Consider the following 26,287-nt stretch of genomic DNA (forward strand, 5'->3'; position numbering starts at 1 on the left):
CTCGTTTCATCAACAGAGGGCTTTTCTTTCTTTATAAAAACTCATCGCCAACCCAATGCAGGTGCAACGTGTTCTAATATTGAGGATAAAATATGTATGTTATAATCAACACCTAAAGTATTCGGAATAGTCAACAGCAATGTATCTGCTTCCTGAATCGCTTCATCTTGAGCTAATTCTTCAATCAATTTATCAGGTTCAGCCGTGTAGCTTTTACCAAAAATCGCACGTTTATCTTGCTCAATATAGCCAAAACTATCATTGCCTTTTGCTTGTCCAGCAAAATAATATCTATCCTGATCATTGACTAGTGCAAAAATCGAACGGCTAACCGATACTCTCGCTTCACGCTGATGTCCTGCTTTTTTCCAAGCTTCTTTATATAATCTTATCTGCTCTGCCTGCTGAACATGAAACGGCTTGCCATTTTCATCATATTTAAGCGTAGAACTTTGAAGATGCATACCGTTTTCGGCTGCCCAAATAGCCGTTGCATTTGACGCTGCTCCCCACCAGATTCTTTCTCTCAATCCTTCAGAATGTGGTTCAATGCGCAACAATCCAGGCGGGTTTGGAAACATCGGATACGGATTTGGTTCTGCAAATCCTTCTCCACTCAATTTATCCAAAAACTCTAAAGCTTTTTTACGGCCCATATCGGCATCGGTTTCACCTGCATCAGGTTCGTAGCCAAAGTAACTCCATCCATCGATAACTTGTTCTGGTGATCCTCTGCTAATTCCTAATTGCAAACGTCCTTCTGATATCAAATCGGCAGCTCCAGCATCCTCAACCATATACATTGGATTTTCATACCGCATATCGATTACACCTGTTCCGATTTCTATTTTGCTTGTCTTAGCGCCTACAGCCGAAAGCAGAGGAAAAGGTGAAGCTAACTGCTGTGCAAAATGATGTACACGAAAATAAGCACCATCTATTCCTATTTCTTCAGCTGCAACGGCCAAATCGATAGACTGCAACAAGGTATCTGCCGCTGTACGGGTTTTGTATGATGGATGATTAGACCAATGCCCAAATGATAAAAATCCTATTTTCTTCATAATGGCTTTTATTTTTTTATTCTCTCAAATATACGCATAACTAATAAAAAAAGAAAACCATGTCTTTTCTCAAAAAGTACATGGTTTTGCTTATCTATAAAATTAATAAAGCAGGTAATATTGCCTTTTAATTTTTAATTTAAAAAAAAATTATTGTTTAGGATCTACACTTAAAGGCGGAAGTGACAATTCTTTACTGTTCAACAATTGTTTCGCCTGCTCGATAGTTCTATACTTGCCAATTTCCATTGGTCCACCATAGGCACCACTCTGCTGTGGTCTTGGCGGAGTTGCTGCGTACGTTTTCATTAGCTCAAGGGTAACTTGGTCAAAAATTACCATTGTCCATGTTTTCTCTGTAAAGCTGTTCATGAAAAGGTCATAGCGCTCTTGCGGATCTTGCCATAAATCGTAAACAGCAGGAACAGTTGCAATGTAAGTCTGGTCACCTCTCCAGCCCAATTGCTGTCCAGGCGTATCGCTTCCTGCTTGCGCGCCGTTATCTCCGCGTGTATTAAATACTGCTTTCCATTTTCCTATACGTATAGCTCCAGGAGATAATTCGTTTTCTGTAAAATAAAACCATCTGTCACGAAGCGGTTTTCCTTTTTTAAACAAAACATTAGACATGTCGTAGCTATCAAAAATCATAGGTTTTCCTTCTCTATCATTTTTAGGCAATTCAACTCCAGCCAAAGCAGCAAATGTTGCCATTAAATCTAAACCACCCACAATATCATGACTTACACTTCCTGCTTCAATCTGGCCTGGCCACCATGCAATTGCAGGAACTCTGCTTCCTCCTTCACGATCTGTTCCTTTAGAACCTCTAAATGGAGTATAACCAGCATCCGGATGTACGTCTTGCCAAGCTCCATTGTCAACAGTATAAATTACAATTGTATTTTCTGCAATTCCAAGCTGACGAATTTTATCCATAATACGGCCAACATTATAATCCATTTCTACAACAGCATCGCCATATTTGCTTTTCGCAGGAGATTTTCCTGCAAACTGTTTTGAAGGCAGGTTTGGCTGGTGATTTTTAGCAAAATTGATACACATAAAAAATGGATCTTTAGATTTGCCATATTCATCCAGCTGTTTTAAATTATTGTCAACCATATTCATATCCAGTTCTGCAATATTTTCTTCAGTTACAGCACTTATTTCTCTTGCAGGTTTTCCAGCCTCTCCTTCCAAAATTCCTTTAGTCGCTTTTTTTATGTAGTCGCTAATCTCAGGTGCCATATCCGGATTCCAAGAAGGAAAGCAATATGTGTAAGCATTCAAGTGATACAATACTACATTTTGCATTTTATCAAATCCATGAGCAATTGGCATGGCATAATCTGCCTCTCCTAAGTGCCATTTTCCTGAGAAATAGGTTTTATAATTTGCTTTCTTTAATACAGAAGCCAATGTCCACTCTGCAGCAGGAAGACCGCCGCCCTGTCCTTGAAAAGCAACAGTAGTCATACCGCTTCTATTAGGAATGCGGCCAGTAATCATAGCAGCTCTTCCAGGAGTACAGCTCGGCTGTCCGTAAAAAGACCAGAACTGCATTCCTTCTTTTGCCATTTTGTCCAGATTCGGCGTAGGCATTCCGCGTCCGACTCCTCCACCGTAAACTCCTAAATCTCCCCAGCCAGTATCATCAGAAATTACCATAATGATGTTAGGCTTCTTTTTGGTTTGTGCGCTTATGTATCCTATGAAAGTGGAACACAGCAAACCTGCAAAAATTAATTTTAAGGCATTTTTTTTCATGGTTTAAAATTTTAATTAAATGTGGTTTGTTTGAAATCTCAGCAAAAAAGTTTAGCGAGGAATAGAGTTTTTTTACTTCTCAAAGAATTCCAGAATGAAAAATTTTTTTGACAACGAAAATTACAATTAATAAAAGAGCCAGATTTTTTAAACTGGTTGCAAATTATAATCTGCAACATCAAAAAATAAGTACCAACTAGCACTTTCTGTAAATTTGATAACACATTCCCACTTAACCTTAAACAATTAAAAATGAAAAAATTATCAATATTATTCACTTGTCTCTTTTTAATTATTCTTGCAGGATGCAAAAAAGAATCAGCAGCAAATCCTGATATAAACACTTCAGAAAAATCACCTGACACACTAAACGCTGAATCAATTAATGTTCCAGGTTCAGATGTGACGCTACACCCTGAATATGTAAAAACTATTGCTCGTGCTGCCTACATTTGGGGCTATCCATTAGCTAATGTTTTTAATAGAAGGAATGCTTTTCGTCCATTAAAAGAGCCTGGCAGACTTAACGGAGTACTTCCAGGTGCTCCTCTGGGACAAATTTGCATGCTTTCTGACTATATAGCCCCACAACAAAACAGTGTTGCTTGCCCTAATCAGGATGTAGCTTATGGTTATGGCTATTTTGAACTTGATAAAACTCCCGTTGTAATTCAGGTTCCAGATTTTGGAGATCGTTTTTGGGTCTATGCCCTTTACAATGCCAGAACTGAGCAAACTGGACATATGGGTAAAATGTATAATACAAAGCCCGGATTTTATCTGCTTCATGGACCTAACTGGAAAGGACAAGTTCCTAGCGGAATTACTGGTGTTATTAAATTTGAGACCGAATTAGGAAATGCAATTCCGAGAGTTTTTCTAGATGACACTCCACAAGATAGAGTGGCATTACAACCCATTATCAATCAAATTGTAGCGTATCCACTTTCGGAATTTGATGGAAAAATGAGAACAAAAGAATGGAATAAAGTTCCAAACATTCCAACAGGTAATACTGGCGGAGGAGAAATTAAATGGGTAGTTCCAGAAAAATTCTTTGATCTTTTACCAGAAATTTTAGAAAAAGTGCCACCTCTAAAAGGCGAAGAAGCTTTATATGCACAATTTAAAGCCTTGTTGGCAACAGCAGCAAAAGATCCAGAAATCAAAAAAATAATTGTTCAAGAAGCTGTTACTTTAGATCAAACGCTTATTAAAGATTATTTAAAATGGAAATACAACGGAAAACCTGCAGGAAATGGATGGAACAGATCTTTTCATAATGCAGTATGGGGATTTGATTATACAAACCGTACCAGCTCAGGAAGAAGCAATATATTTGATAACAGACCAACAGAGACTCAATATTTCTACACCGACAATACGACAAAAGGAGAAAAACTTAATGGCAACGAAAATTACAAAGTAACCTATAAAGTACTTCCTCCTGTTAAGGGTTTTTGGTCAATGACTTTATATAACTCTGAACATTTCTTTTTCGCGAACGATCTAAAAAGATATTCTCTCGGTACAAAAAATAAAAGTCTCAAAAAAAATGCTGACGGTTCGTTAACACTTTATGTTGGGAACAAAAACCCTGGAAATGATAAAGAAAGCAACTGGATTCCTGCACCTAAAGGTGATTTTTCTTTATACATAAGAGCTTACTGGGGAGAAAAAGCAATTATAGACGAAAGCTGGATTCCGCCAGTAGTTGAAAAATATTAATTGAATGAAAATCATATCAAACAGGCTTATTAAACGTTTAAAATATTTCCAATTTGAAAAGAGACTTCATTCGAATCTAGAATACTATTCTAACTTTTTTTAAGTATTCTTTAAAAGAAATATTACCTAAATAACTCAGTATCAAATAAAAACTTGCAACATTTCGTTGCAAGTTTTTTTGTTTCATATTATAACTTGAAACATGTATGCCTTCAATTTTATGCAATTATTCTCACTTTATGGCATATTTTTGAAAGGCCTAAACAATTCGTTCTAAAAAACGCCCCTCTCAGATCTTCTTCCTACTACTAGATTTTTATAATCAATATTGATATATCTAAACTAAAAACAAATACTTATGGATTGGATTATTACTACATTAAAAGATTATCCCGAACTGGCTATTTTTCTCACGCTATCATTAGGTTATTTTATCGGAAAATTTAAAATCGGAAGTTTTTCTTTAGGAACTGTTACCAGTGTTTTACTTGTGGGAGTTTTGGTCGGACAATTAGATATTGTCATTTCTCCTAACGTAAAATCAGTATTTTTTCTAATGTTTCTTTTTGCTGTCGGATACAGTGTCGGACCACAATTCTTTGGCGGCTTAAAAAAAGACGGATTGCCTCAAATGCTTTATGCTGCTGTTGTATGTGTTTTATGTTTGGTATGTCCTTATCTAATCGGTAAAATTATGGGTTACGATATGGGATTAACTGCTGGTATGCTTGCGGGTTCTCAAACCATATCAGCCGTTATTGGTGTTGCATCAGACACGATCAATCAGCTAAATCTTCCCGCCGATCAAAAAACGGCTTTAATTAATAAAATTCCTGTTGCATACGCCGTTACTTATATTTTCGGGACAGCTGGATCTGCTTGGCTATTGGCTTCTATTGGGCCAAAATTATTGGGCGGTAATTTAGTAGAAAAAGCAAAAGAACTTGAGATTCAGCTTGGAGGAGATGCCATTGGCGATGATCCAAGCATTGCCTCTGCTTATGATCGTGTAATATACAATGCTTATCAGATTGCGGCACATTCTTATGCTTGCAATAAAACAATTGCAGAGGTTGAAAATGAATTAGAAAGCAAAGGCAGACGCTTGTTTATACAACGAATCCGAAGAGGAAAAGAAATCATAGATGCTACTCCAGAATTTGTAATTCAAGAAAATGATGTTGTGGCACTGGGAGGAAGAAGAGAATACATGATGAATTACGTTGCCGTAAACGAAAAAGAAGTGCTAGATATCGAACTTCTTAATTTTCCTGTCGAAGTTTTAAGCATATTAATTGTAAAAAAAGAAGTAATAGACAAAACCATCGCCGATTTGCGCCATTTAAAATATATGCATGGCGTTGTCGTAAGATCTTTAAAACGATCTGGAATCCAGATGCCTATATTGCCCAATACTGTTCTTCAAAAAGGAGATATGATCGAACTGATTGGCATTAAACGAGACGTAGATCAAGTTGCGACACATATTGGCTATCCTGACCGTCCAACAAATACTACAGATATGGCTTTTGTAGGTTTAGGAATTGTATTGGGAGGATTGCTTGGTGCATTGACCGTTAAAATTAGTGGAGTGCCAATAAGCCTTAGCACCAGTGGAGGTGCCTTAATATCTGGACTTTTCTTCGGATGGCTAAGAGGCCAGCATCCTACTTTTGGCCGAATTCCAGAACCTGCCTTGTGGATTATGAATAATGTTGGTTTGAACATTTTTATAGCTGTTGTGGGTATTACAGCAGGACCAAGTTTTATTGTTGGTTTTCAAGAAGCTGGTTGGGGACTTTTCATTGCCGGAGCTGCAGCAACAGCCATTCCGTTAATCCTAGCCCTTTTTATCGGAAGATATATTTTCAAATTCCATCCTATTATAACCTTAGGCTGCGCCGCTGGAGCAAGAACTACTACAGCAGCCTTGGGAGCTTTGCAAGACGCTGTAAAAAGCAAAACCCCAGCATTGGGTTACACTGTGACCTATGCCGTTGGAAATACGCTGCTCATTATATGGGGCGTCGTCATTATTTTAATCATGAGTTAGTCGAATTTTTATATAATCTCTAAACATTTAAATCATGGCAATTGATATTTCAAAAATAAAAACATCAAGAGAGGTAGAAAAAACACTTCAGACCCTCAGCCCATTTGAAATTAAAAATGAATTAATTCATCTGGCGGAAGAAAGCGCACTTAAATCGACAGCGATAACGCTTAATGCAGGAAGAGGAAACCCAAACTGGATCGCTACCGTTCCTAGAGAGGCTTTTTTCCTTTTCGGACAATTTGCATTGGAAGAATGCCGCAATGTTATGGAAGAACAAGGCATACTGGCAGGAATTGTACAAAACAAAAGCGGAGTAGCTTCTCGTTTTGAAACATTTTTGGCTAAACATAAAGATTCTCCTGCTGCATCACTTTTAGAAAAAACATATCATTATGGTGTAGATAAACATGATTTTGATGGCGACGCATGGATTCGTGAATGGATAGAAGCTGTAATCGGGTTTAACTATCCTGTCCCAGATCGTATGCTAAGTCAGATAGAAATTATTGTTCACGACTATTTGGTACAGGAAATGTGCGGTGCAGGAAATGACAAAGGCAAGTATGATATTTTTGCTGTTGAAGGCGGAACTGCAGCAATGTGCTATATTTTTGATTCATTAATGCAAAATCACCTTACCGAGCGCGGAGATAAAATAGCATTGCTCACTCCTACTTTTACGCCTTATATCGAAATTCCTGAATTGGATCGATATAAATTTGATGTCGTTTATGTAGAAGCTAGCGGAGTTGGCGAAAACGGATTCCATACTTGGCAATACCCAAATTCTGAATTGGACAAGCTTAAAGATCCAGCGGTTAAGGTTGCTTTTGTGGTAAATCCAAGCAATCCGCCATCTTCTGCAATGAGTACCGATACGCTTAATTATATTGCTGATATTGTAAAAAATCACAATCCAGGATTGATGATTATTACAGATGATGTTTATGGAACTTTCGTTAATAATTTTAGATCTTTAATGGCTATTATTCCGCAAAATACCATCACAGTATATTCATTCTCAAAATATTTTGGCTGTACAGGCTGGAGACTTGGAACAATTGCCATTCATCAGGACAATATTTTCGATAAAAAAATTGCCAATTTAAGTCCAGAACTTAAAAAAGAACTACACGATCGCTATTCTTCTCTGACATTAGAGCCAGAAAAAATCAAATTTATTGACAGACTGGTTGCCGATAGCCGACAAGTAGCTTTAAACCACACAGCAGGATTATCACTACCTCAGCAATTTCAAATGATGCTTTTCTCTGCGTTTTGTCTATTAGACACTCAAGATGTTTATAAAACGCTTACACAGTCTATTATTCACAAACGTCTTAATTTATTATGGGAAGGACTAGAAGTTCCAATTCTAGAAGATCCAATGCGTGCAGGATATTATTCTGAAATTGATGTTATGGTGGCAGCAAAACACTTTTATGGTGATGATTTTGCCAATTGGCTGAAAAAGAATTTTGAACCAGTTGATGTTTTATTCCGCTTGGCAGAAAAAACAGCAATTGTACTTTTAAATGGCGGCGGTTTTGCTGGGCCAGAATGGAGTATCAGAGTTTCTCTTGCCAATCTTCCAACAGACAGCTATTTAATTCTTGGAAAAAATATCCGTAAAATTTTAATGGAATATGTAACCAGCTGGGAAAACTCAACAAAATAATAGAATCCTAAATTAAACACATCTGATCTATGAAAAATTTATTTACATTATTATTATCGGTTTTATTAGTAACAGGTATTTATGCTCAGAAATTACCTAGAATCAAGATACTTGCAACTGGAGGAACAATTGCGGGACAAGGCGCATCGGCAGATCGTTCTGCTTATACCGCGGGACAATTGCCAATTAAAGATTTAATTGCTGCAGTTCCAGGAATTGACAAAGTTGCAGAAATTTCAGGAGAACAGATTTCAAATGTGGGAAGTCAGGACATGACTGTCGATATTTGGATCAAGCTGAATAAAAGAATCAACGAGATTTATAAAAATAACGAAGCTGACGGAATCGTAATCACACACGGAACCGATACGCAGGAAGAAACAGCTTATTTTTTATCGCTGACAGTACGATCTGATAAACCTGTAATCATTACTGGTTCTATGCGTCCAGCGACAGCCATAAGCGCAGACGGCCCAAAGAATTTGTATGATGCAGTAACTCTGGCAGCTTCAAAACAAGCGGCGCACAGTGGTGTTTTATTGGTATTTAATGAATACATTTTTACAGGAAGAAGTGCTGTAAAAACCAGTACAACGCATTTAAATGCATTTACAGCGCCAAACAATGGTCCAATTGGGCAAGTTTATGACGGAAAAGTTTCTCTTTATGAAACTCCGGTAAGAAAAGCCAATAAAAGCACTCCGTTTGACATCACAGGTTTAACAACTTTACCAGAAGTGGCTGTTGTAGAATTATACGCCGATGCGCCTGCAACTGCCATAAATGCTTATGTGGCTTCTGGTGTAAAAGGAATTGTAACTGGCGGTTTAGGTAACGGAAATCTAAATAAAGTAAACTCAGATGCTGCGTCAAGTGCTGTTAAAAAGGGAATTGCCGTTGCGAGAGCTTCTAGAGTACCGTCTGGAAGAGTTACTTTATTTGACGAAACCGATGATCAAAAGCTTGGCACTATAGTCGCAGATGATTTAATTCCGCAAAAAGCGAGAATCCTATTGATGCTTGGTCTTACCCAAACTACTGACAGTAAAAAACTGCAGGAGTATTTCTTTGAGTATTAATCAACTGAAATTGTAAATTATGCGTGTCTTAACTTTTATAATTTTGAGCGTTTTTCTCTCCGCAGGTGCATATGCACAGCAGGAAAAACAGACCGATACGATCCTAAATCATAAAACGCCTTTAATAAAAGCAACCAAAGTTGATTTGCTAAACAATGTTGATTTAATTTTCAATACTCAAGTAGGTTTTAACACCTATTTTGATGACGGAAATTACACTGGCAGTAAATTTGAAGTAAACCAGTTTAGATTGGAAGTAAAAGGAAAAGTTTATAAGGACAAAGTATTCTTTAGGTTCAGAGACCGATATACTAAAGAAACTGAACCGCAATCTACAGATAACATAAGCAGTTCTACAGACTTGGCTTTTATTGGCTATAATATTTCCGCCAGAACAAGTATTGCCATTGGAAAAATGACAGCAAACTGGGGCGGTTACGAGTTCGACATGAACCCGATTGATATCTATCAATACAATGATATTGTCGATAATTCAGACAACTTTTTAACTGGAGTTCAGGTAAACTGGAAACTAAATGCTGATCATGTTTTCTCGGGACAGATTTTAAATTCCAGAACCAAAACTTTTTCTGAACTGTATCAAAATGTACCCGATGTTGAAGAAGCCAAATTTCCTGCCGCTTACGTAGGAAACTGGAACGGAAGTTTTTTAGGTGGAAAATTCAAAACTATATACAGTTTCAGTATTTTTCAGGAAGCCACAAAAAATGGAAGACCGGTAAATATGTATTATACAGCATTAGGAAATCAATTTCGAAGCAAAAAATGGCTTTTTCAATATGATTTCAAATGGAGTAGCGAAGATTTAGACCGTACTGGAGTTGTAAGTACTATTATTCCAGATACCGTTTTAGATCACGCTGCTGAAAATGTGTATTATGTAGAACATTGGCTTAGAACTGTATATTCTCTAAATGAACAATGGAAACTTACGGTAATCGGAATGACAAGTAGGGCTTCGTGGAAAGATATTCCCGATCCTTCAATAAGTTCAAACCGAATTCGTACTGCATATGGTATTATTCCGACTGTAGAATTTTATCCCATCAAAAACTTCAATTTAAAGTTTTTTGCTACTTATGTGCAGCGATTCTATAATTATAGCGATTATGCTAAAACAGATTTGGGACAATCTAATATCACAAGCGGAAGAATTATGCTTGGTGTAATTTCTCCTTTGGTGGTATTGTAATAATTTAAGTAACTAACTCAATTAAGAAGCTGGAGCAAATCGTAAAATGCGATTTATTCCAGCTTTTTTTATTTGTTCTCTCGAAGATTTAATAATATATAACTTTTTTTAGTAGAGTTTTTTTATGAATAGCCTCCAGCTTTAGCTGGAAGTTTTTAATGATTGCAAGAATAAGGCTTTAGCCAAATAACGTATGTTTGGCTAAAGCCATTTCGATTCCCTTTATTTAAACTCCAGCTAAAGCTGGAGCCAATTCAAATTAATACTGATTTATACGCATCACACGTATCCCCGTGGTTGAAACCACGGGCTATGTTTTGAATATATTGTGTAATGATTAGGCGACACTCATAATTCATAATTCATAACTCATAATTCATAACTCATAATTCATAACTCATAACTCTCTTCAAATATCTTAAACGAACAAAACAGATTGTGCTGTAAAAAGCAAAAAGCAGTATAAGATGCAACAAAACAGACGGATTGTCCCATAAACTGGCACCCGATTGTACAATAGCCGTATACAAAACAATAAATGGCGTTGTTGGCAAAAGATTAGACAGCCACTACAATGCTAGCGGAAGCGATTCAAACGGCCAGCTGTATCCAGTAATCAAGAAAATCGGATAAGTCGAAAAAGCCATCATCTGCAAACAAAGCAATTGCGATTTGAACAAAGAACCAATAAACTGAGCCATTGGAATTAAAGTCAAAATAAACAAAAGCAATAATAAGCTTAATTCAAATCCGCTGCCTCTCATGGGCAAATTGAGCAGTTTGTAATTTACATTTAAAAAGAAAAAGCCGTACGAAGAAAAAAGTATCAGATAAAACAATCCTTTTCCCCAAATACCATTAGAAATACCAGAACCGAGCCATTCCTTTAATCGAGAACGCTGCCGCTCGCCTGCTACACTTTCGCATAAACCAATCAATAAGGTCTGCTGCAGAATTAAAGCCAACAATCCTGGTAATAAAAATGCACCATAACTGGATCTTTCATTAAACAAAGGGCGATAATCTAAATTTACAGGCATTACATTTTCCATTGCAATGGTAGTGCTCATACCTTCTTTTTTTTGATAATACTGAAGCCGTACTCCTGCTCCAACGGTCAGACATATCTGCTGTACATTTAATAACAGATCACTCGATGGAAGAAACCTTGCAGCGTTTATGGCCAATACTACGTTGCTTTGTTTCAAACTCAATAAATTGGCTTCTGTTCCTTCTGGAATATAAAAATAGCCTTGGCAATTGCCTTGATACATCTGCTCTTTTGCCTGTTCCAAATTCGAAAAATGAATCAGTTCTACTATCGGAGAATCGTCTATATTTTGCTGCAGCAAACGTGATAATCTCGAGCCGTCATCATCAACAACGGCCAATTTTACATCAAATTCTTCTTTATTGATATAAATACTTCCGTAAAAGAATGCATAAAGCAATGGAGCAATAAGAAGCGTAAGCAGCAAACTATGATCCTTTACTACTTGCGAAGCTTCTCTTAGGAAAAGATTAATCAGCGATTGTTGCGGTTTCTTTTTCATCTTTAATCGAATTAAATTGACGTTTAAACAACAACATCGCGGTCGGATACATTACGACACAAAACAATAAGAGTTTTGCCACTTCTCCTTGAGCATATTTTAAAGGCAAATTCATATAATACACCTTAAAAAAACCGTCTAAAAAAGCGGTATAAGGCATAATAAGCGCATAATACTGATCGTACCAAGGCATTGCCCATCTCGGAAAAGTAAATCCGCTGAAGACAAAAGCGGGCGAAGTATAGAAAAGCGCAACATCTCCCGAAAGCATAACATCTTTAAACAAAGCCGATATAAACATTCCGATGCCAATACACGCTAAAGAAAGCATGGTGTATAGCACAAAAAACTTTCCCGTAGCAGCAGGAATGCCAATATCAAAAAAAGGAAAAATAATTCCAGTAATGATGATAAAATTAATCCAGCTGATCGCGAGATGAGCTATTGTTTTGCCAATAATTGCAATAATAACAGAACCTTTTGATGAATTGTACAGTTCGTGCATCGTTCCTGTTATCCATTCATAATTTAAAGCCAGCATAGAACTGATAATGAGAATCATTTGCATTCCCACCGTAATCAATCCTGGAACCAAATATTCCTGATAATTGTAAGTTGGATTATAAAGCTGATAGGTTCTCAGACTAATAGGATTTGCAATTGCCATTGCCTGATCCGATTTCATTCCGGTTTTCACCAATTTCTGCAAAATTACACCTGTGCTTCCTGTGATTACAACTTCGGCGACAGCCTTATAAACTAACTTCGCAGGAACAAGCGCGGCGGCATTGGTATACAAAGTCACATTACTCGGATGCCGACTGTAGATATTCTTCTGCAAGTTTGCAGGAAAATGTACGGCGCCCAGTATTTTTCCTTCTTGAATCAGTTTTTTAACTTCGGCTTCACTGCTTACTCTTCTTGTAATTTGTAGCGTTTCTTTTTGCTCCAATAAAAAAATCAGCTCTCGACTTATCGCACTTTGATCTTCATCCCAAATCGCAAATGCTAAATTCTTAGCGTCTTGTTTCTGGTAAATAAAAGCGTAAAAGAAAAACAAGGCGACAGGAACCACAAGCATTACCAAATAAAATACTTTTAGACTTAGAATGCGCTTCCATTCCCTAATAATTATGTTCAGCATCAAAATCATTGAGGAAGAATTAAAGAAGCGGTCATACCAGAACGAAGTCCTTTAATTTGTGTAAGGTTTTCGGGTTTCACTTCTATTGTAAAAGTTCTAAGTTCAAATTCTCCTTTATCTTTTGACGGAACCCAATTGGCAAATTCTAATGTAGGCGCAATAGAATGCACAACGGCATCAAACGTTTCAGGTTCGCAACCCGGAACTTTAACTTCAGTCTTGCTCCCTACTTTTAGCAGGTTTGATTTATCCTGTCTGATATTAAATTTAATTATAGTCGAATTTTTCTTTTCTATAGTCATAATCGGATACCCTATAGAAATAATTTCGCCCTGATGTGTAACCAAGTTAGAAATTACTCCATCTGCAGGAGCATAAACTCTTGTATTATCTCCAAGCGCTTTGGTCAATTCATAAGCTTGTTCTGCTTGTTTTACAATCGCATTTGCCGTTTTTAGCAATTCGGGTCTTGTGCCATTCTTCAGCATTTGCAGATTTAACTGAGCGGTTTCCATTTCCTTTTTCGCAGCTTGAAATTTAAAATAGAAAACATCCTTTTCCTGTCCCGATATTACATCTTCATTATACAATCGTTCCATGCGATCGTAAGTTGTGCTAAACAATTTATATTGTTCCTGACTAATTTGATACAATTTAGAAGTCGCTTCTATCAACTCTGGTCTTGCTCCTTGTGTAAGCAGTTCCTGTTGTCCTTTTGCAGCATCAATTGCCGATAATGCCTGTGCTTTTATGGCGTTTATTTCGTTAGATCGAAGTACAGCTAGCAATTGTCCTGTTTTTACAGTATCGCCCTGTTTTACAAGCAACGAATCTAATCGACCTGGGAATTCGGCCGCAACATCTACACTTGTTGCATCAACCATTCCGATGAAATTATCGTCTTCTTTATTATTGTCTTTTAAGAAAAAAATCAGTCCTGCTATTACTACAAAGATTGGAATAATCAGTGCCCAGTAGTTTTTAAATATATCTTTCATCTATTTAATAAATTGCGTTATTTGACTTGGATTTCCTAAACTATTAAAATATTCAGCTAATGCCAGATAGTATCCTAAAACAGCAGTATAATATCCTTTTTCTATCTCAGTTTCTACCAGCAAAGCATCATTAACGTCTTTTGGCGATGATAGCTGATTGTTCATTCTTTTGGTAATTAAACTGCTGGTCGTATTGGCTTCTTTTCTAGCAGCATCCATAGCCATAACATCATTTTGCAGCGAACTCATTTTATTCTTTGCCACTCTCGACTGCACCTGAAGCATTAAACTGGAATTCTCCTCTCCTAACTTGGCTTCTTCTATTAATTGTTTTGCAGCTAAAGTCTTTTTGCTTGTCTGTCCGTTATACAAAGTCCATTGCAATTCCAGTCCTACAAACCAATCTGGAATAGAAACTGGCAAATCTTTCTGATACAAATTGTAATTTCCAATAGCAAAAACGTTAGGCAGAGCCATAGATTTACTGATCTTTTCAGCAGTTTCTGCATAAGAGATTTTATTGTTTGCAATTCTATAAACTGGATTGGTAAGCCAATAATCCTTCATAGGTTTTTCTAAATTGATTTCGGCATATCTTAAAGTATCTGAAATCACTATTGTAGTGTCAAGGTCAACTCCCATTAGTTTATTCAGCTCAAGATGGGCATTTTGTTTTTCCATCTTAATATTATTGTACTGACTCTGTGCTTGAATTAAAACTACATTCGTCCAGTTTTTTTGATACGGAGGAAGAATTTTGTTGTTGACCAATTCTTCGGCGTAGTTTCGGTTTTTATCTAAAGCATTTACTATCTGTTCTTGTTTTTTAATTAAAGAGTTGAGGTATAATATTCTGAGGTATTGCACGGCTATTAGAAAATCAACTTCTTTACCTGCAATCTCAACACCAATTCCTGCTGAATTGGCTACCGATTGAGCTAGATCTATGCTCGAACTTATTTTATTTCCAAGAAAAATTGGCTGGCGAACTCCCACTCCTGCAATAAAATAGGACTGTTTACTTAAACTAGGATTGTAATCTGGATAAATACCGCCAATAACCGTTTTTGAAGCATTATAAATACGATCCTGAGCTGCCTGAGATAAATTGTTTCCCGTAATTTCATGATAAATTTCGTTTGCCGTATTCACACTTTGCTGTGATGAACCTTCAACAACTCCGTCTTTAACGGTTTGCAGATTTATCGTAAGCGGATTGCTCAAATAAGAATAGCTCGACAAAAGATCAACTTTGGGCAAATAGCCTTTCTTTTCGGCCTGAAGATTATACTCTCCTGTTTTTAATGCAGATTTCGCTTGTTTTATGGTAATATTATTTTGCTGCGCTATAGAAAAACATTCTTCCAGAGAAGTGGTCTGTGCTTTTGTTTCCAGACAGGACAAAAAGCAAAACAAAATAAAAAGCTTTAGAAATTTTAGTTTTAGGTGCATCTATATAATATTCTTATGATTTGAAATTACTTTTAACTAGCGACTTCTTTGCTGTCTAATTAAAAACAGCAGGATAAAATAGAAATGAGATAAAAACTTATTATTCAGATAAATTCTGAAATTGTTTGAATGTATTTAAAATATACTGTTTACGAAAATTTGGGGTTCTTAACTTAAACAGCAAAAAAGCATATAAACTGATATACCAACTAGTTAAAGATAAAGATTTTATTTTATAAGTGCTATTTTAATTTATGGAAAATATGATGCTTTTGGTTTCTTTGAAAACTAGAAATATGAAGCATTTTGATGTCGCTCCTCTGGAGCTTTTTGTCGTCTAGGAATTGAATCTGCTATAAATATTTTGCTCCGCCGGAGCATTAAATCAATCGCTTCTAGCTTTAGCTGGTGTTTTTTTTATTGTTGTAACATTTAATCTGCTACCAATAATTTGCTTCGCCAGAGCATTAAATCAATTGCCTCTAGCTTTAGCTGGAGGTTAGCAGGAATTTCAGCAGATAGGGCTTTAGCCAAATTTAAAATTCGCTGCAAATATTTTGCTTCATTGGTGCACTTAAAGACAACTCTTCATAATTTTTACTTTTATAGCGCTCTTCTCCACTGGCACATTTCTTGAAAAAACATTCTTCATTATTAACTGATTTAAAACAATTTACCATGAAAATTACTTACTACGGACATTCGTGTTTTTCGGTTTATGCCAACGGGAAACACCTTCTTTTTGATCCTTTTATTACGCCAAACGAATTAGCCAAAGAGGTTGATGTTGATGCTATAAAAGCAGATTATATTTTTATTTCGCATGCGCATTATGACCATATTCTAGATGTTGAACGAATTGCAAAAAACACAGGAGCAAAAGTGCTGGGGAATTTTGAAATCTATAATTGGCTATTGAAAAACGGAATCGAAAATGCGCATCCTATCAACCCAGGCGGTAAATTTGATTTTGATTTTGGAACTGTTAAATGTGTGGTAGCTCAGCATCCAAGCAGTTTTATAGATGGTTCTTATGGAGGAATTGCCTGTGGTTTTGTACTAACAACTTCTGATGGCAATTTTTATTACAGCGGCGATACTGCTCTAACCTTAGACATGCAGCTTATTCCAAAATTTACAAAACTTGACTTTGCTGTTTTTCCTATTGGCGATGGTCTTACAATGGGAATCGAGGAAGCTATTGAAGCTTCAAAACTTGTCGGAGTAAATAAAATATTAGGCGTTCATTATGATACTTTCGGTTTTATTGTTATGGATCATCAAAAAGCTTTGGATACGTTTAAAAATGCTTCGCTCCAATTATTTCTCCCTAAAATAAACAGCACAATAGAAATCTAAATCGGAGATTTTCATTGCTATATTTCGCTAAAAGATAGCTTTTAGCGAAATATCATCTGCAATTAATTCTGAGAAAAAAAAACTAAAAACTTTTTACATAAAAAAAGGAATAGCTGCTGACACTATTCCTTTTGCATATAATTAAGTTCTGCTGATGAACTTAAATTATACGTATTCTACAAAATTGATGATATACTGTGCAGTAAGTTCTGGGTATTGATGTTGAGGTCCGTGTCCTGTTGCAGAATATACAATCATTTGGGCATTTGTCATTTGATTGATGATCGGATACCAGTTGTCAACCGCAAAACTGATGTCATGATCGCCAGAAATAATCAGAATTGGCGTTTTTATCTTTTTAAGCTGTTCTCTGAAATTAAGGGGATCTTCTCTAAAAGTGTCTCCTCCTCCAAAATACAACTGAAAAACATCCATTGTCGATGGAATCTTCTCTACCTCTATTCTTTTATGAATTCTATCATGTGAAGCTTTTGCAGCCAATCGGCTAGACTCTGATTTTGGTTCAAAAAATAAAACAATCTCATCGTCAAAATCATTTAAAGGTTTTAGTGCAGCATCATAAAATACTTGTTCAATAGGAACCTCATTTTTTCCAGGCGGATTTGTTCCTACCAAAACAGCGTGTGTAACAAGATTAGGATACAGCAAAGTTGCCGTTTGTGCCACTAATCCTCCGTATGACCATCCTAAAACAATAACGGAATCCAGCTTTAAGAAATCTGCTAAATCTTTGACATCTTTGGCAACAAGAGTAATATCTGGAGCAAGATTTCCTGTAGAAGAACCAATTCCAGAATAATCAAATACAATAACATTGAACTTTTCTGCTAACGATGCCACAAACAACGGATCCCAAGTATCGAGCGTTCCTCTAAAACGGTTTACAAAAATTATTGCCTTTCCTTTTCCATAAGAACGATAAGCAATTGTACGATCGCCCAAATCGGCAAAACTTGTTTCTGTATTATAAATTTTTTCCATAATCATAAATTAAAGATTCAAAACAATATTCATTTTTATGAGGCAGACAAAGATCAAACCAAAACACATAACTCTCATAATAAAGCATTTAGCAATTATAGTTATCCTGAAGAATTATGATATTTCAAGAATCAAATCTTCTTTTTAACGATATATAATAATTCCCAAATCAGTTCCAAGAACAAAGCTTTTATAATCAATACTTTACAAAAAAGGCACTCCTTTTGTCTTTTGTAAATTAAATAGCACCTATTTCTAAAATTAACCTAATAGCTTCGATATGATGTACTTATCTAACAAAAAAACGATTATGTTTATTCCTGGAACGTTCATCAGCCATGCGTGCTGGAAAGAATGGATTGTTTTTTTTGAAAATCAAGGCTATAAAACTGTGGCTCCGCCCTGGCTATTTAAAAACGAATCTGCTGTCGATTTAAGAAAAGCTCATCCCAATTCAAAAATTGCCTCAATTCAATTAATTGATTTGCTGGATTATTATATGGAAATTATTGATAAACTTCCTGAAAAACCAATTTTAATTGGCCATTCTTATGGCGGTCTCTTAACTCAATTACTCATCCAAAAAGAACTTGGTTATGCGGGTATCTGCATCAATTCTATGCCACCAAGCAATCTTACGCATTTTAATTTTTCGCTTTATAAAGCCATTTGGGATCTTTCCGATCATTTTAGTTCAACAAATAAGACGTTTTTAATGCCTTTTAAGACATGGCAACACTATTTTGCAAACCAAATGCCGTTTCAAGAACAAAAAGATGCCTATGAGGCCTTATTGATTCCGGAATCTAAATCGATCATACGTAACATTTATTCTAAATCAGCCAAAATCGATTTCAAGAAAAAGCACAATCCGCTTTTGTTCGTATCAAGTTCAAAAGATGCTTTTGTTTCTGTTTCTTTAAATAATTTAAACTTCAAAAAATACAAAAACCTGCATTCTATAACTTGTTACAAAGAATTTGAAGATTCAAATCATCTAAGTGTAATTAAAGAAAACTGGGAAACTATTGCCGAATTTATAGCAAACTGGTTGATAAAAATTACTTGATTGATCGCGTTTTTTTTGTGTTTCCGTGGTTAAAACCTTGGACTATATTTATAAGCGTTCCTGTGGTTGAAACAACAGGCTATATTTATAACTGCAACTAAAAACAAAATCAATATTTCTACTAAATAATCCCTTTCTTTATTTCTAGTTTTTTAATCTTGGAATTTAAAGTTGAAGGATGAATATCTAGAATTTCAGCGGCACCTCCAGCACCAGAAATTTTTCCGTTGCATTTTTTAAGGATATACAAAATATAATCCCTCTCATTTTCTAATATCGTTTTTATAGAAAATGATTCTTGTGCCGGTTCAGGATGGATTTTAGAAGACATAGAAAGTTCAATTTCTTTAATTACATTTCCGTCTGTCAGCAATATGGCACGCTGCATAACATGCTCAAGTTCTCTAATATTTCCTGGCCAGTTGTAATTCATAATCTGCTGCAAAGCCGCATCAGAAAGAATTGGCGCTTTTCTACCCATTTTCTCACTATAAACGGCAATAAAATGATTCGCAAGATCCGGAATGTCTTCTTTTCTCTTTTTTAAAGGCGGAACCATAATAGGAAAAACATGCAAACGATAGTACAAATCCATTCTAAATCTTCCCGCAGCCACTTCTTCTTCCAGATTTTTATTGGTTGCCGCAATAATTCTAACATCTATTTTCATCGGCGAAATACCACCTACACGCTCAATTTCTCTTTCCTGCAAAACGCGAAGCAGTTTTACCTGCAATTCGAGAGACATCTCTCCTATTTCATCTAAAAAAATCGTTCCGCCATCTGCCATTTCAAATTTACCGATACGCCTATCCAGCGCACCTGTAAAAGCTCCTTTTTCGTGTCCAAAAAGCAACGATTCTGCAAGATTCTCAGGAATAGCACCACAATTAATAATGACCAAAGGTTTGTCTTTTCGCGGAGATAATGCATGAATGCTTTGTGCGATTTTTTCTTTTCCTGTACCACTTTCTCCTAAAACCAAAACAGAAGTGTCTGAAGCCGAAACTTTTCGGATATAGTTGAAAACTGTATTCATTTGCGAGCTATTGCCTATAATTCCTTCAAATCCTTCTTGAGTATTAACAGGCTTTACATTTTTGCTTTCAGCTTTTTTAGGAGACAGACCCAAATCTTCTTTCGCATAAATTTTAGCAATAAATTGACGGAAAAGCAGTTCAAGCGAATTTAAAATTCGTAGATGCTCTTGAGAATAAACATTAAGATTACGGCTGTAAAAAGTAAAATGATAGCTCTGGATTGCGGCTATCGAAACAGGAAAAACCAAATACGATTTTATGCCAAAATTATGTGCAATTAAAGCTTTAATTGGCGCTTCTTGCAGGTTGTTAATCAGTGCCTCTTCGCTATAAATAATAGGTTCTTTATCAACTTTAGACTTTCTATAAGTTTCATTAATTTCTCTTTCAGGTAATTCGGAGATTTGAGAAAGTTTCTGCAGATTGACAATCTGATACTGATCTAAATTTCTGCGTACAATTCCGAGATTATCATAATGCGTTGACGTAACAAAACCCATTTCTAAATAATCAAAAGGAATAAAAGTCTGTGCCGCTTTCGCAAAAGCCAATAACGCCTCTTCTTTCTTTAAATTTGAATTTATAATTTCGGTAATTCCTTTCTGAAGCTGAAATTGCTGGATTAATTGGCTTTCCAAACTGTATTGCTGACGATAAAATGCTATTTCAAGCGTTGTCAGAACATCTTGATCTCGAAAAGGCTTAACTATAAATCCATATGGTTGAGTTGTTTTGGCTTGATCCAATATACTTTTGCTAGAATTGGCAGAAATAAATATAAAACCAATATATTTCTCTTTAAGAATATAGGCTAATTCGATACCATTTCGGTTTCCTTTCAGCATAATATCCAAAAAGACCAGATCTGGTTTTTCTACCTCAATTTGCTCTAAGGCCTGCTCTACCGACCGCGCTATTCCAACAACTTCATAATTTGCTTTTTCGAGAATTAACTGTAAATCGTGGGCTTCAATAAATTGATCTTCTACAATTAAAATTCGTTTTTTCAAACCAGAAGCAACAGCTTCATATCCGTTATCGGGAGAGTTTTTCATAAGTGAGTGTTTTTTACCTTATCTTGCACTTAATTTATTGATACAAAAATAGTTAATTATCGCAATCAAAATTAATAGTTCCCAAATTTAGATAAATAAAAATCACAATTAACCGTAATTTTCATATTATTTTTTAAAACATTAAAAATTGTTTCTCTATATATTTGTTAATCCAAAACCTATTAAAATTTAATTCTAATAAACCATGAAGCTACTTTACTCGTTTTGTCTGCTCTTTCTTATTACAATTAATTCTCAGGCGCAAAACCATCCTGCGACAACAAATTATGACCTAAAAAAGAAACGCTTATTAATTCAAACTTGTTCATCTTATTTATACAATTCAAATCAAGGATCTATTGATGCAGATAGTTCGGTAGTTCTAACATGCAAAGCTTATAAACTTCCAGTTTCTTTAGCTTATGATGAAGGTTTTAATGATGGCTCCTATTTAATTGGAAATGACTTAATTGAAAAAGGAAATATAGTAGCTGCCGAAAAGCTCTTTCTGAAGTCTAAAGAAACAGATAAAATAAAATTGGCACTCCAATTGGGAATTTTTTATTTGTTCAAACCTTTTACAAAACCAGATGATTTAAAAAAAGCTAATTTTTATATCACAGAAGCAGTTAAAATTAGTAATGAATTAAAAATTCAAAAATGGCAACAGGAGAGTTTGTCACTTTTGGGTAAGTTTTATTTCCAAATCAACAATTATCCAGAAAGCAAAAAATGCTTTTTGCAGGTCGTAAATGAGTGCCGAAAACAAAAAAATAAAGCTGCGCTGGCAGATGCATTATTCAATCAAGCAACAAATCAATACGATTTGGATCCTGAAAAAGAAAAAATTCTGAAAGAAGCCGAAGCTTTATATAAAACGTTGGGCTTTGAAGAAAAAAGGCTTGCTACAAAAGCAAGGATATGCACTATCTATTTTTGGCATGGAAAAATAAACGATGCCAAGAAAATATTGTATCAGAATATTGCCGATATGCGAAAAATCGGTTTCAGGCAGCAGCAATTTAGCGAAACTACGATTGCTTACATAGAAGCAGTTCAATTTAATATGAAAAGTGCTTTATATTATGCTCAAAAGAGTGTGCAAACAATGGAGTCTAACAAAGATTACACCTTTGCAGATATTTTTTATATGCGTTTAGGTTTAATCTATTTGCAAATGGGGCATACAGATGAAGCAATGAAAATGGCTCAAAAAAGCATTCAGTACGGACAAAATGTTTACAGCAGCGGCAGCTGGTACAAAAGTTTTATTACTGCAACAGCATCTTTGTCTATGAAAGGAAAAAACAAAGAAGCAATAGAATACATGAATTCTATAACAAGCCATTATCCGCCACCAAATAAATTCGATAACATGATTATGAATTTTGCCTACGCAAATTGTTATTGGCGAATTAAAAATTATGGCACTGCCGAAAAGTATTTTATAAAAGCAGGAGAAGCTGCAGATGCTTTAGATTCACCGCAGACGTATCGAGATCTCTGCAATACGTATTCGTCTATTGCTTTGTTTTATGCGAATCGACATAATCTATCAAAAACAAAACTTTACATCGATAAAATTGAAACGCTTTCCAAAAAATATGGCAAGACCTATAATTCAGAAGCGCTAGAAATGTCTTTGTATAAGTTAGATTCGCTTAATGGCAATTTTAAATCGGCTTTTGCACATCATAAATTATATAAAAAATTCAGCGATTCTGTTTTAGATTATTCTAAAAACAGACAAATTGAAGAGCTCAAAATTCAGTACGAAACAGAAAATAAAGAACAGAAAATCAAACTACTAGACAAAGAAACTGATTTACAGGAAACAGCATTAAAAAAATCCAAATTATTAAATATACTTTCAATATCGAGTCTAATTTTATTGGCTCTTTTTCTCGCTTTATTATACAATCGTTACCGCTTAAAACAGATAACTAATGCCGAATTGGAATTCAAAGAAAAAGAAATCAATCAAAAAAATATTAATCTTAGACATTTGCTAGATGAAAAAGAATGGCTTTTGAAAGAAATTCATCATCGTGTAAAAAACAATCTTCAAACCGTAATAAGCCTTCTTAATTCGCAATCGGCCTATTTGGAGAACGATATGGCATTGTCGGCTATTAAAAACAGTCAGCATCGTATTCATTCTATGTCTCTGATTCATCAGAAATTGTACAATTCAGAGAATATTGCTACGATTAATATGCCGAATTATATCAAGGAATTGGTAGAGTATTTAAGAGAATCTTTTTCGCTTGGACAGCGCGTTCGTTTTGAGCTTAAAATTGATCCGCTCGAATTAGATGTTGCGCAGGCAATTCCGCTCGGACTTATCTTAAACGAATCGATTACCAATTCGATTAAATACGCTTTTCCAGACAACAGAACAGGAATGATTTATGTCACACTCCAAGCGACAACCGAAGATAAATACCTCCTGACAATTGCTGACAATGGAGTTGGTTTTGATGCGAATATCAGCAATAAAAAAATAAATTCGTTTGGATTAAGTCTTATAAAGGGGCTTAGCGACGATTTGGATGCTGCTTTTTCTATAGAAAACAATAACGGAACTATTCTTAAAATTGAGTTTTCCAAAGAGTTTCCAATCAACGAAAAAAGAAGATAATTTGAAGAATAAAAGCTAATTTCTTTTATAGCGAAATCTCACTAATCTAAATGGGTTTAGCGAAATATAGCGCTTTTAAACCCTATAAAAAGTGCTAAATCCTAATTATTAAAGACTTTATTGGCATGGCATATAAATTGGTTTTCTAGGGAGTCAACCCTTAAAAACCAATTTATTATGAAAAATTCAATATTGCTAATAATTATTCTCTTTCTAAATTTTAGCGCGACAAAAGCTTGCGATAAATGCAGTTCTTACAATAACAGTGATTTTAAAATAAAATCGGCTACAATAACTCATAAAGCAGATTTAGGTCTTACTGTTTGGGACATCAAAGTCGAAGGAACCGCGGGAAAAACAATGCCTAAACCAGTTGGCCAGCTAAATGGCGCTCCAGTTCTAGCCTATGTTTTCCCGACTACTTTAAAATCTTCAGATATTGGTTTCGGTCAAGCCGAAGGAATTGTGGCTCTTGCCCTAACCTCACACCCCGATTTTGAAGACACTCCGCTTTGGGATGAAAATCTAGACGGAAATTACCTTAATGACGGTTTAATCTGGCACGCACACTGGGTTTTACTGGTTGAAGACAAACGTGTTGGCGGCGGACTTTCGGTTAAAGAGTTTACAAAAGGAGATCCAAAAGTGGTTCTGCCCCCAACAAATCCCGGAATGGCGATGTATATGGATAGCCCTGGTTTTAATATCGTTGCAAAAGGAAATTCTATTAAAGTCATTGTGCCTGATTTTAGAATCAACAACAAAACCAATTTTAAGTTTGATGCTGTAAGCTGCTATATGGAAGTAAGCACAGGAGCTGGCGGCTCTCATGATTCTGAAGGTTCTAAACCAATGCTTGGCGTTTATAAAGTATATACGGTTGCCAGCGGTAATCTTTCATTGCCGTATTCTGTTAAATAAACTAGTCTTCAACTCAGTAAATCTAACACTTGAATAAAACAATTATAATTATTTAAAAATCAAATATTTAAACAAAATAATTTCATAAATTTAATCTCCAAAACAATTAGAGTCGTTATGCTTGTACAAGAAGAAACTGGATTGATTGTAATTGATGTGCAAGGAAAACTTGCTCGAATTGTACACAACAGTGAAAAGCTGGCAGCGAATCTAGAAAAGCTTATTCGAGGCTGTCAAATACTTTCAATTCCGATTATTTGGGCTGAACAAAACCCAAAAGGACTTGGCTCTACCATTCCTGAATTAGAAAAGCTATTAATTCATCAGAAACCTATTGAAAAATATTCTTTCAACGCTTTGGATAATGAAGCTTTTAAACAGGCAATTATAGATTCTGGAAGAAAACAATGGCTTATCTGTGGTATAGAAGCCCATATTTGTGTATATCAGACAGCTCGAGGATTATTATCTAACAATTTTGAAGTTGAAATTGTTGCCGATTGCATTTCTTCACGCTCAGCAGAAAGTATTGAAACGGCTTTAGAAAAATTGCAGCAAAAAGGCGCATCCATAACCAATATTGAAATGTGTCTTTATGAATTGGTCAAAGATTCCAGACGGGAAATTTTCAAAGAAATTCTAACATTAATCAAATAAAAGAATCATGTCAAAATCAAAAACTATTGTACTTATTCATGGAAATTTTGTGAACGACAAAACATGGACAGAGTGGAAAAAATACTATGAACAAAAAGGATATACAGTTTATGCTCCAGCAAATCCCGGACACGATGGAGTTCCTGCCGAATTGCGAGCAAGAGTGCATCCTGATCTGATTAAAACCGGATTTATTGATATTGTCAATAACATCAGCAAATTAATAGACACTTTGCCCGAAAAACCATTGGTAATAGGGCATTCAATGGCTGGAATGGCAACTCTAAAGCTTGTAGAATTAGGCAAAGCTGCAGCTGGAGTAAGCATTGACGGAGCGCCTCCAAAAAATGTGTTTCCGCCATTTCAAACCTTAAAAACGGTAATACCTGCTTTTGGGTTCTTTTCTTCTAAAAAATATTTCATGGGAAGCCGTGACTGGTACGATTATGCCTTTTTTAATACTGTACCACAAGCAGAAAAAAAGAATGCTTTTGAGAAATTTGCAGTGCCTGAAAGTTATAAAGTCAGCAGAGAATTGGTTTTAAATTCATTCTCCAATATTAATTTCAAGAAACCGCACGAACCAATTTTGTTTATTGGCGGCGGGAGCGATAATATCTTTCCTCCTAGTTTGACAGAGACAATTGCCAGCAGATACAAAGAAAATGCAGGTCGTGTCGATCTAAAAATATTTGATGGGAAAAGCCACTTTATCTGCGGAGAACCCGGCTGGGAAAGTGTTGCCGATTATATTTTAAATTGGTATGAATCGATATAGAAATTATATATTTTGTGTCTAAAAAAAATA

Annotated in this window: 19 protein-coding genes; 11 read left to right on the top strand and 8 right to left on the bottom strand. The window is 35.5% G+C overall.

Annotation, left to right across the window (positions count from 1 at the left end; translation table 11 throughout):
- Positions 1-41: 41 nt before the first annotated feature.
- Together RB618_RS18065 and RB618_RS18070 are read right to left on the bottom strand one after the other, a co-directional pair.
- Positions 42-1,064 carry an LLM class flavin-dependent oxidoreductase gene (locus tag RB618_RS18065; protein ID WP_308070039.1) on the bottom strand — a complete coding sequence of 341 codons (1,023 nt, stop codon included), beginning with the start codon at positions 1,062-1,064 and terminating at the stop codon, positions 42-44.
- 150 nt (positions 1,065-1,214) lie between these two features.
- Positions 1,215-2,834, bottom strand: a complete 1,620-nt coding sequence (locus RB618_RS18070) for an arylsulfatase (RefSeq protein WP_308070040.1) — start codon at positions 2,832-2,834, stop codon at positions 1,215-1,217.
- Between the two features lie 252 nt (positions 2,835-3,086).
- Between RB618_RS18070 and RB618_RS18075 the strand changes: the two genes are divergently transcribed.
- From RB618_RS18075 to RB618_RS18095, 5 genes are all read left to right on the top strand, one after another.
- Positions 3,087-4,562 (top strand): DUF1254 domain-containing protein, encoded by a 1,476-nt coding sequence (locus RB618_RS18075; RefSeq protein WP_308070041.1) that lies wholly within the window; start codon positions 3,087-3,089, stop codon positions 4,560-4,562.
- A gap of 358 nt (positions 4,563-4,920) precedes the next feature.
- Positions 4,921-6,615, top strand: coding sequence for an aspartate-alanine antiporter (gene aspT, locus RB618_RS18080; protein WP_308070042.1), 1,695 nt, complete (start codon positions 4,921-4,923; stop codon positions 6,613-6,615).
- Positions 6,616-6,649: 34 nt separating this feature from the next.
- The gene (aspD, locus tag RB618_RS18085; protein ID WP_308070043.1) at positions 6,650-8,296 is read left to right on the top strand and encodes an aspartate 4-decarboxylase; all 1,647 of its coding nucleotides are present in this window, start codon (positions 6,650-6,652) and stop codon (positions 8,294-8,296) included.
- Between the two features lie 29 nt (positions 8,297-8,325).
- Positions 8,326-9,375, top strand: coding sequence for a type II asparaginase (locus RB618_RS18090; RefSeq protein WP_308070044.1), 1,050 nt, complete (start codon positions 8,326-8,328; stop codon positions 9,373-9,375).
- A gap of 19 nt (positions 9,376-9,394) precedes the next feature.
- A complete protein-coding gene (locus RB618_RS18095) occupies positions 9,395-10,588 on the top strand; it encodes a porin (protein WP_308070045.1) in 1,194 nt (397 codons plus the stop codon).
- A 569-nt stretch (positions 10,589-11,157) separates the two neighbouring features.
- Here RB618_RS18095 and RB618_RS18100 read toward each other — a convergent pair.
- The 4 genes from RB618_RS18100 to RB618_RS18115 are packed head-to-tail and all read right to left on the bottom strand — an operon-like array spanning position 11,158 to position 15,735.
- Positions 11,158-12,141, bottom strand: coding sequence for an ABC transporter permease (locus RB618_RS18100; RefSeq protein WP_308070046.1), 984 nt, complete (start codon positions 12,139-12,141; stop codon positions 11,158-11,160).
- On the bottom strand, positions 12,110-13,285 hold the full coding sequence (locus RB618_RS18105) for an ABC transporter permease (RefSeq protein WP_308070047.1): 1,176 nt from the start codon (positions 13,283-13,285) through the stop codon (positions 12,110-12,112). Before RB618_RS18105 ends, RB618_RS18100 begins: the two co-directional genes overlap by 32 nt.
- A gap of 5 nt (positions 13,286-13,290) precedes the next feature.
- A complete protein-coding gene (locus RB618_RS18110; RefSeq protein ID WP_308070048.1) occupies positions 13,291-14,283 on the bottom strand; it encodes an efflux RND transporter periplasmic adaptor subunit in 993 nt (330 codons plus the stop codon).
- Complete coding sequence (locus RB618_RS18115) at positions 14,284-15,735, bottom strand: TolC family protein (RefSeq protein WP_308070049.1); 1,452 nt, start codon at positions 15,733-15,735, stop codon at positions 14,284-14,286.
- 678 nt (positions 15,736-16,413) lie between these two features.
- Between RB618_RS18115 and RB618_RS18120 the strand changes: the two genes are divergently transcribed.
- Complete coding sequence (locus RB618_RS18120) at positions 16,414-17,094, top strand: metal-dependent hydrolase (RefSeq protein WP_308070050.1); 681 nt, start codon at positions 16,414-16,416, stop codon at positions 17,092-17,094.
- Between the two features lie 165 nt (positions 17,095-17,259).
- On the opposite strand, the gene RB618_RS18125 is transcribed toward RB618_RS18120, so the two are convergent.
- The gene (locus RB618_RS18125; protein ID WP_308070051.1) at positions 17,260-18,096 is read right to left on the bottom strand and encodes an alpha/beta hydrolase; all 837 of its coding nucleotides are present in this window, start codon (positions 18,094-18,096) and stop codon (positions 17,260-17,262) included.
- A 280-nt stretch (positions 18,097-18,376) separates the two neighbouring features.
- Here RB618_RS18125 and RB618_RS18130 point away from each other — a divergent pair, with 280 nt between their 5' ends.
- Positions 18,377-19,165 carry an alpha/beta hydrolase gene (locus RB618_RS18130; RefSeq protein ID WP_308070052.1) on the top strand — a complete coding sequence of 263 codons (789 nt, stop codon included), beginning with the start codon at positions 18,377-18,379 and terminating at the stop codon, positions 19,163-19,165.
- Between the two features lie 121 nt (positions 19,166-19,286).
- Here the strand turns inward: RB618_RS18130 and RB618_RS18135 are convergent, their stop codons facing one another.
- A complete protein-coding gene (locus RB618_RS18135; protein ID WP_308070053.1) occupies positions 19,287-21,260 on the bottom strand; it encodes a sigma 54-interacting response regulator in 1,974 nt (657 codons plus the stop codon).
- 205 nt (positions 21,261-21,465) lie between these two features.
- On the opposite strand from RB618_RS18135, the gene RB618_RS18140 reads away from it, so the two are divergent.
- The 4 genes from RB618_RS18140 to RB618_RS18155 all read left to right on the top strand — a co-directional run bounded on the left by RB618_RS18140 (position 21,466) and on the right by RB618_RS18155 (position 26,257).
- The gene (locus RB618_RS18140) at positions 21,466-23,901 is read left to right on the top strand and encodes a sensor histidine kinase (RefSeq protein WP_308070054.1); all 2,436 of its coding nucleotides are present in this window, start codon (positions 21,466-21,468) and stop codon (positions 23,899-23,901) included.
- A 177-nt stretch (positions 23,902-24,078) separates the two neighbouring features.
- The gene (locus tag RB618_RS18145) at positions 24,079-24,822 is read left to right on the top strand and encodes a hypothetical protein (RefSeq protein WP_308070055.1); all 744 of its coding nucleotides are present in this window, start codon (positions 24,079-24,081) and stop codon (positions 24,820-24,822) included.
- Between the two features lie 117 nt (positions 24,823-24,939).
- Positions 24,940-25,479, top strand: coding sequence for a hydrolase (locus tag RB618_RS18150; RefSeq protein ID WP_308070056.1), 540 nt, complete (start codon positions 24,940-24,942; stop codon positions 25,477-25,479).
- Between the two features lie 7 nt (positions 25,480-25,486).
- Positions 25,487-26,257 (top strand): alpha/beta hydrolase, encoded by a 771-nt coding sequence (locus tag RB618_RS18155; protein ID WP_308070057.1) that lies wholly within the window; start codon positions 25,487-25,489, stop codon positions 26,255-26,257.
- The last annotated feature ends 30 nt before the right edge of the window (positions 26,258-26,287 follow it).

Source organism: Flavobacterium sp. LHD-85 (assembly GCF_030929595.1).
GTDB lineage: Bacteria > Bacteroidota > Bacteroidia > Flavobacteriales > Flavobacteriaceae > Flavobacterium.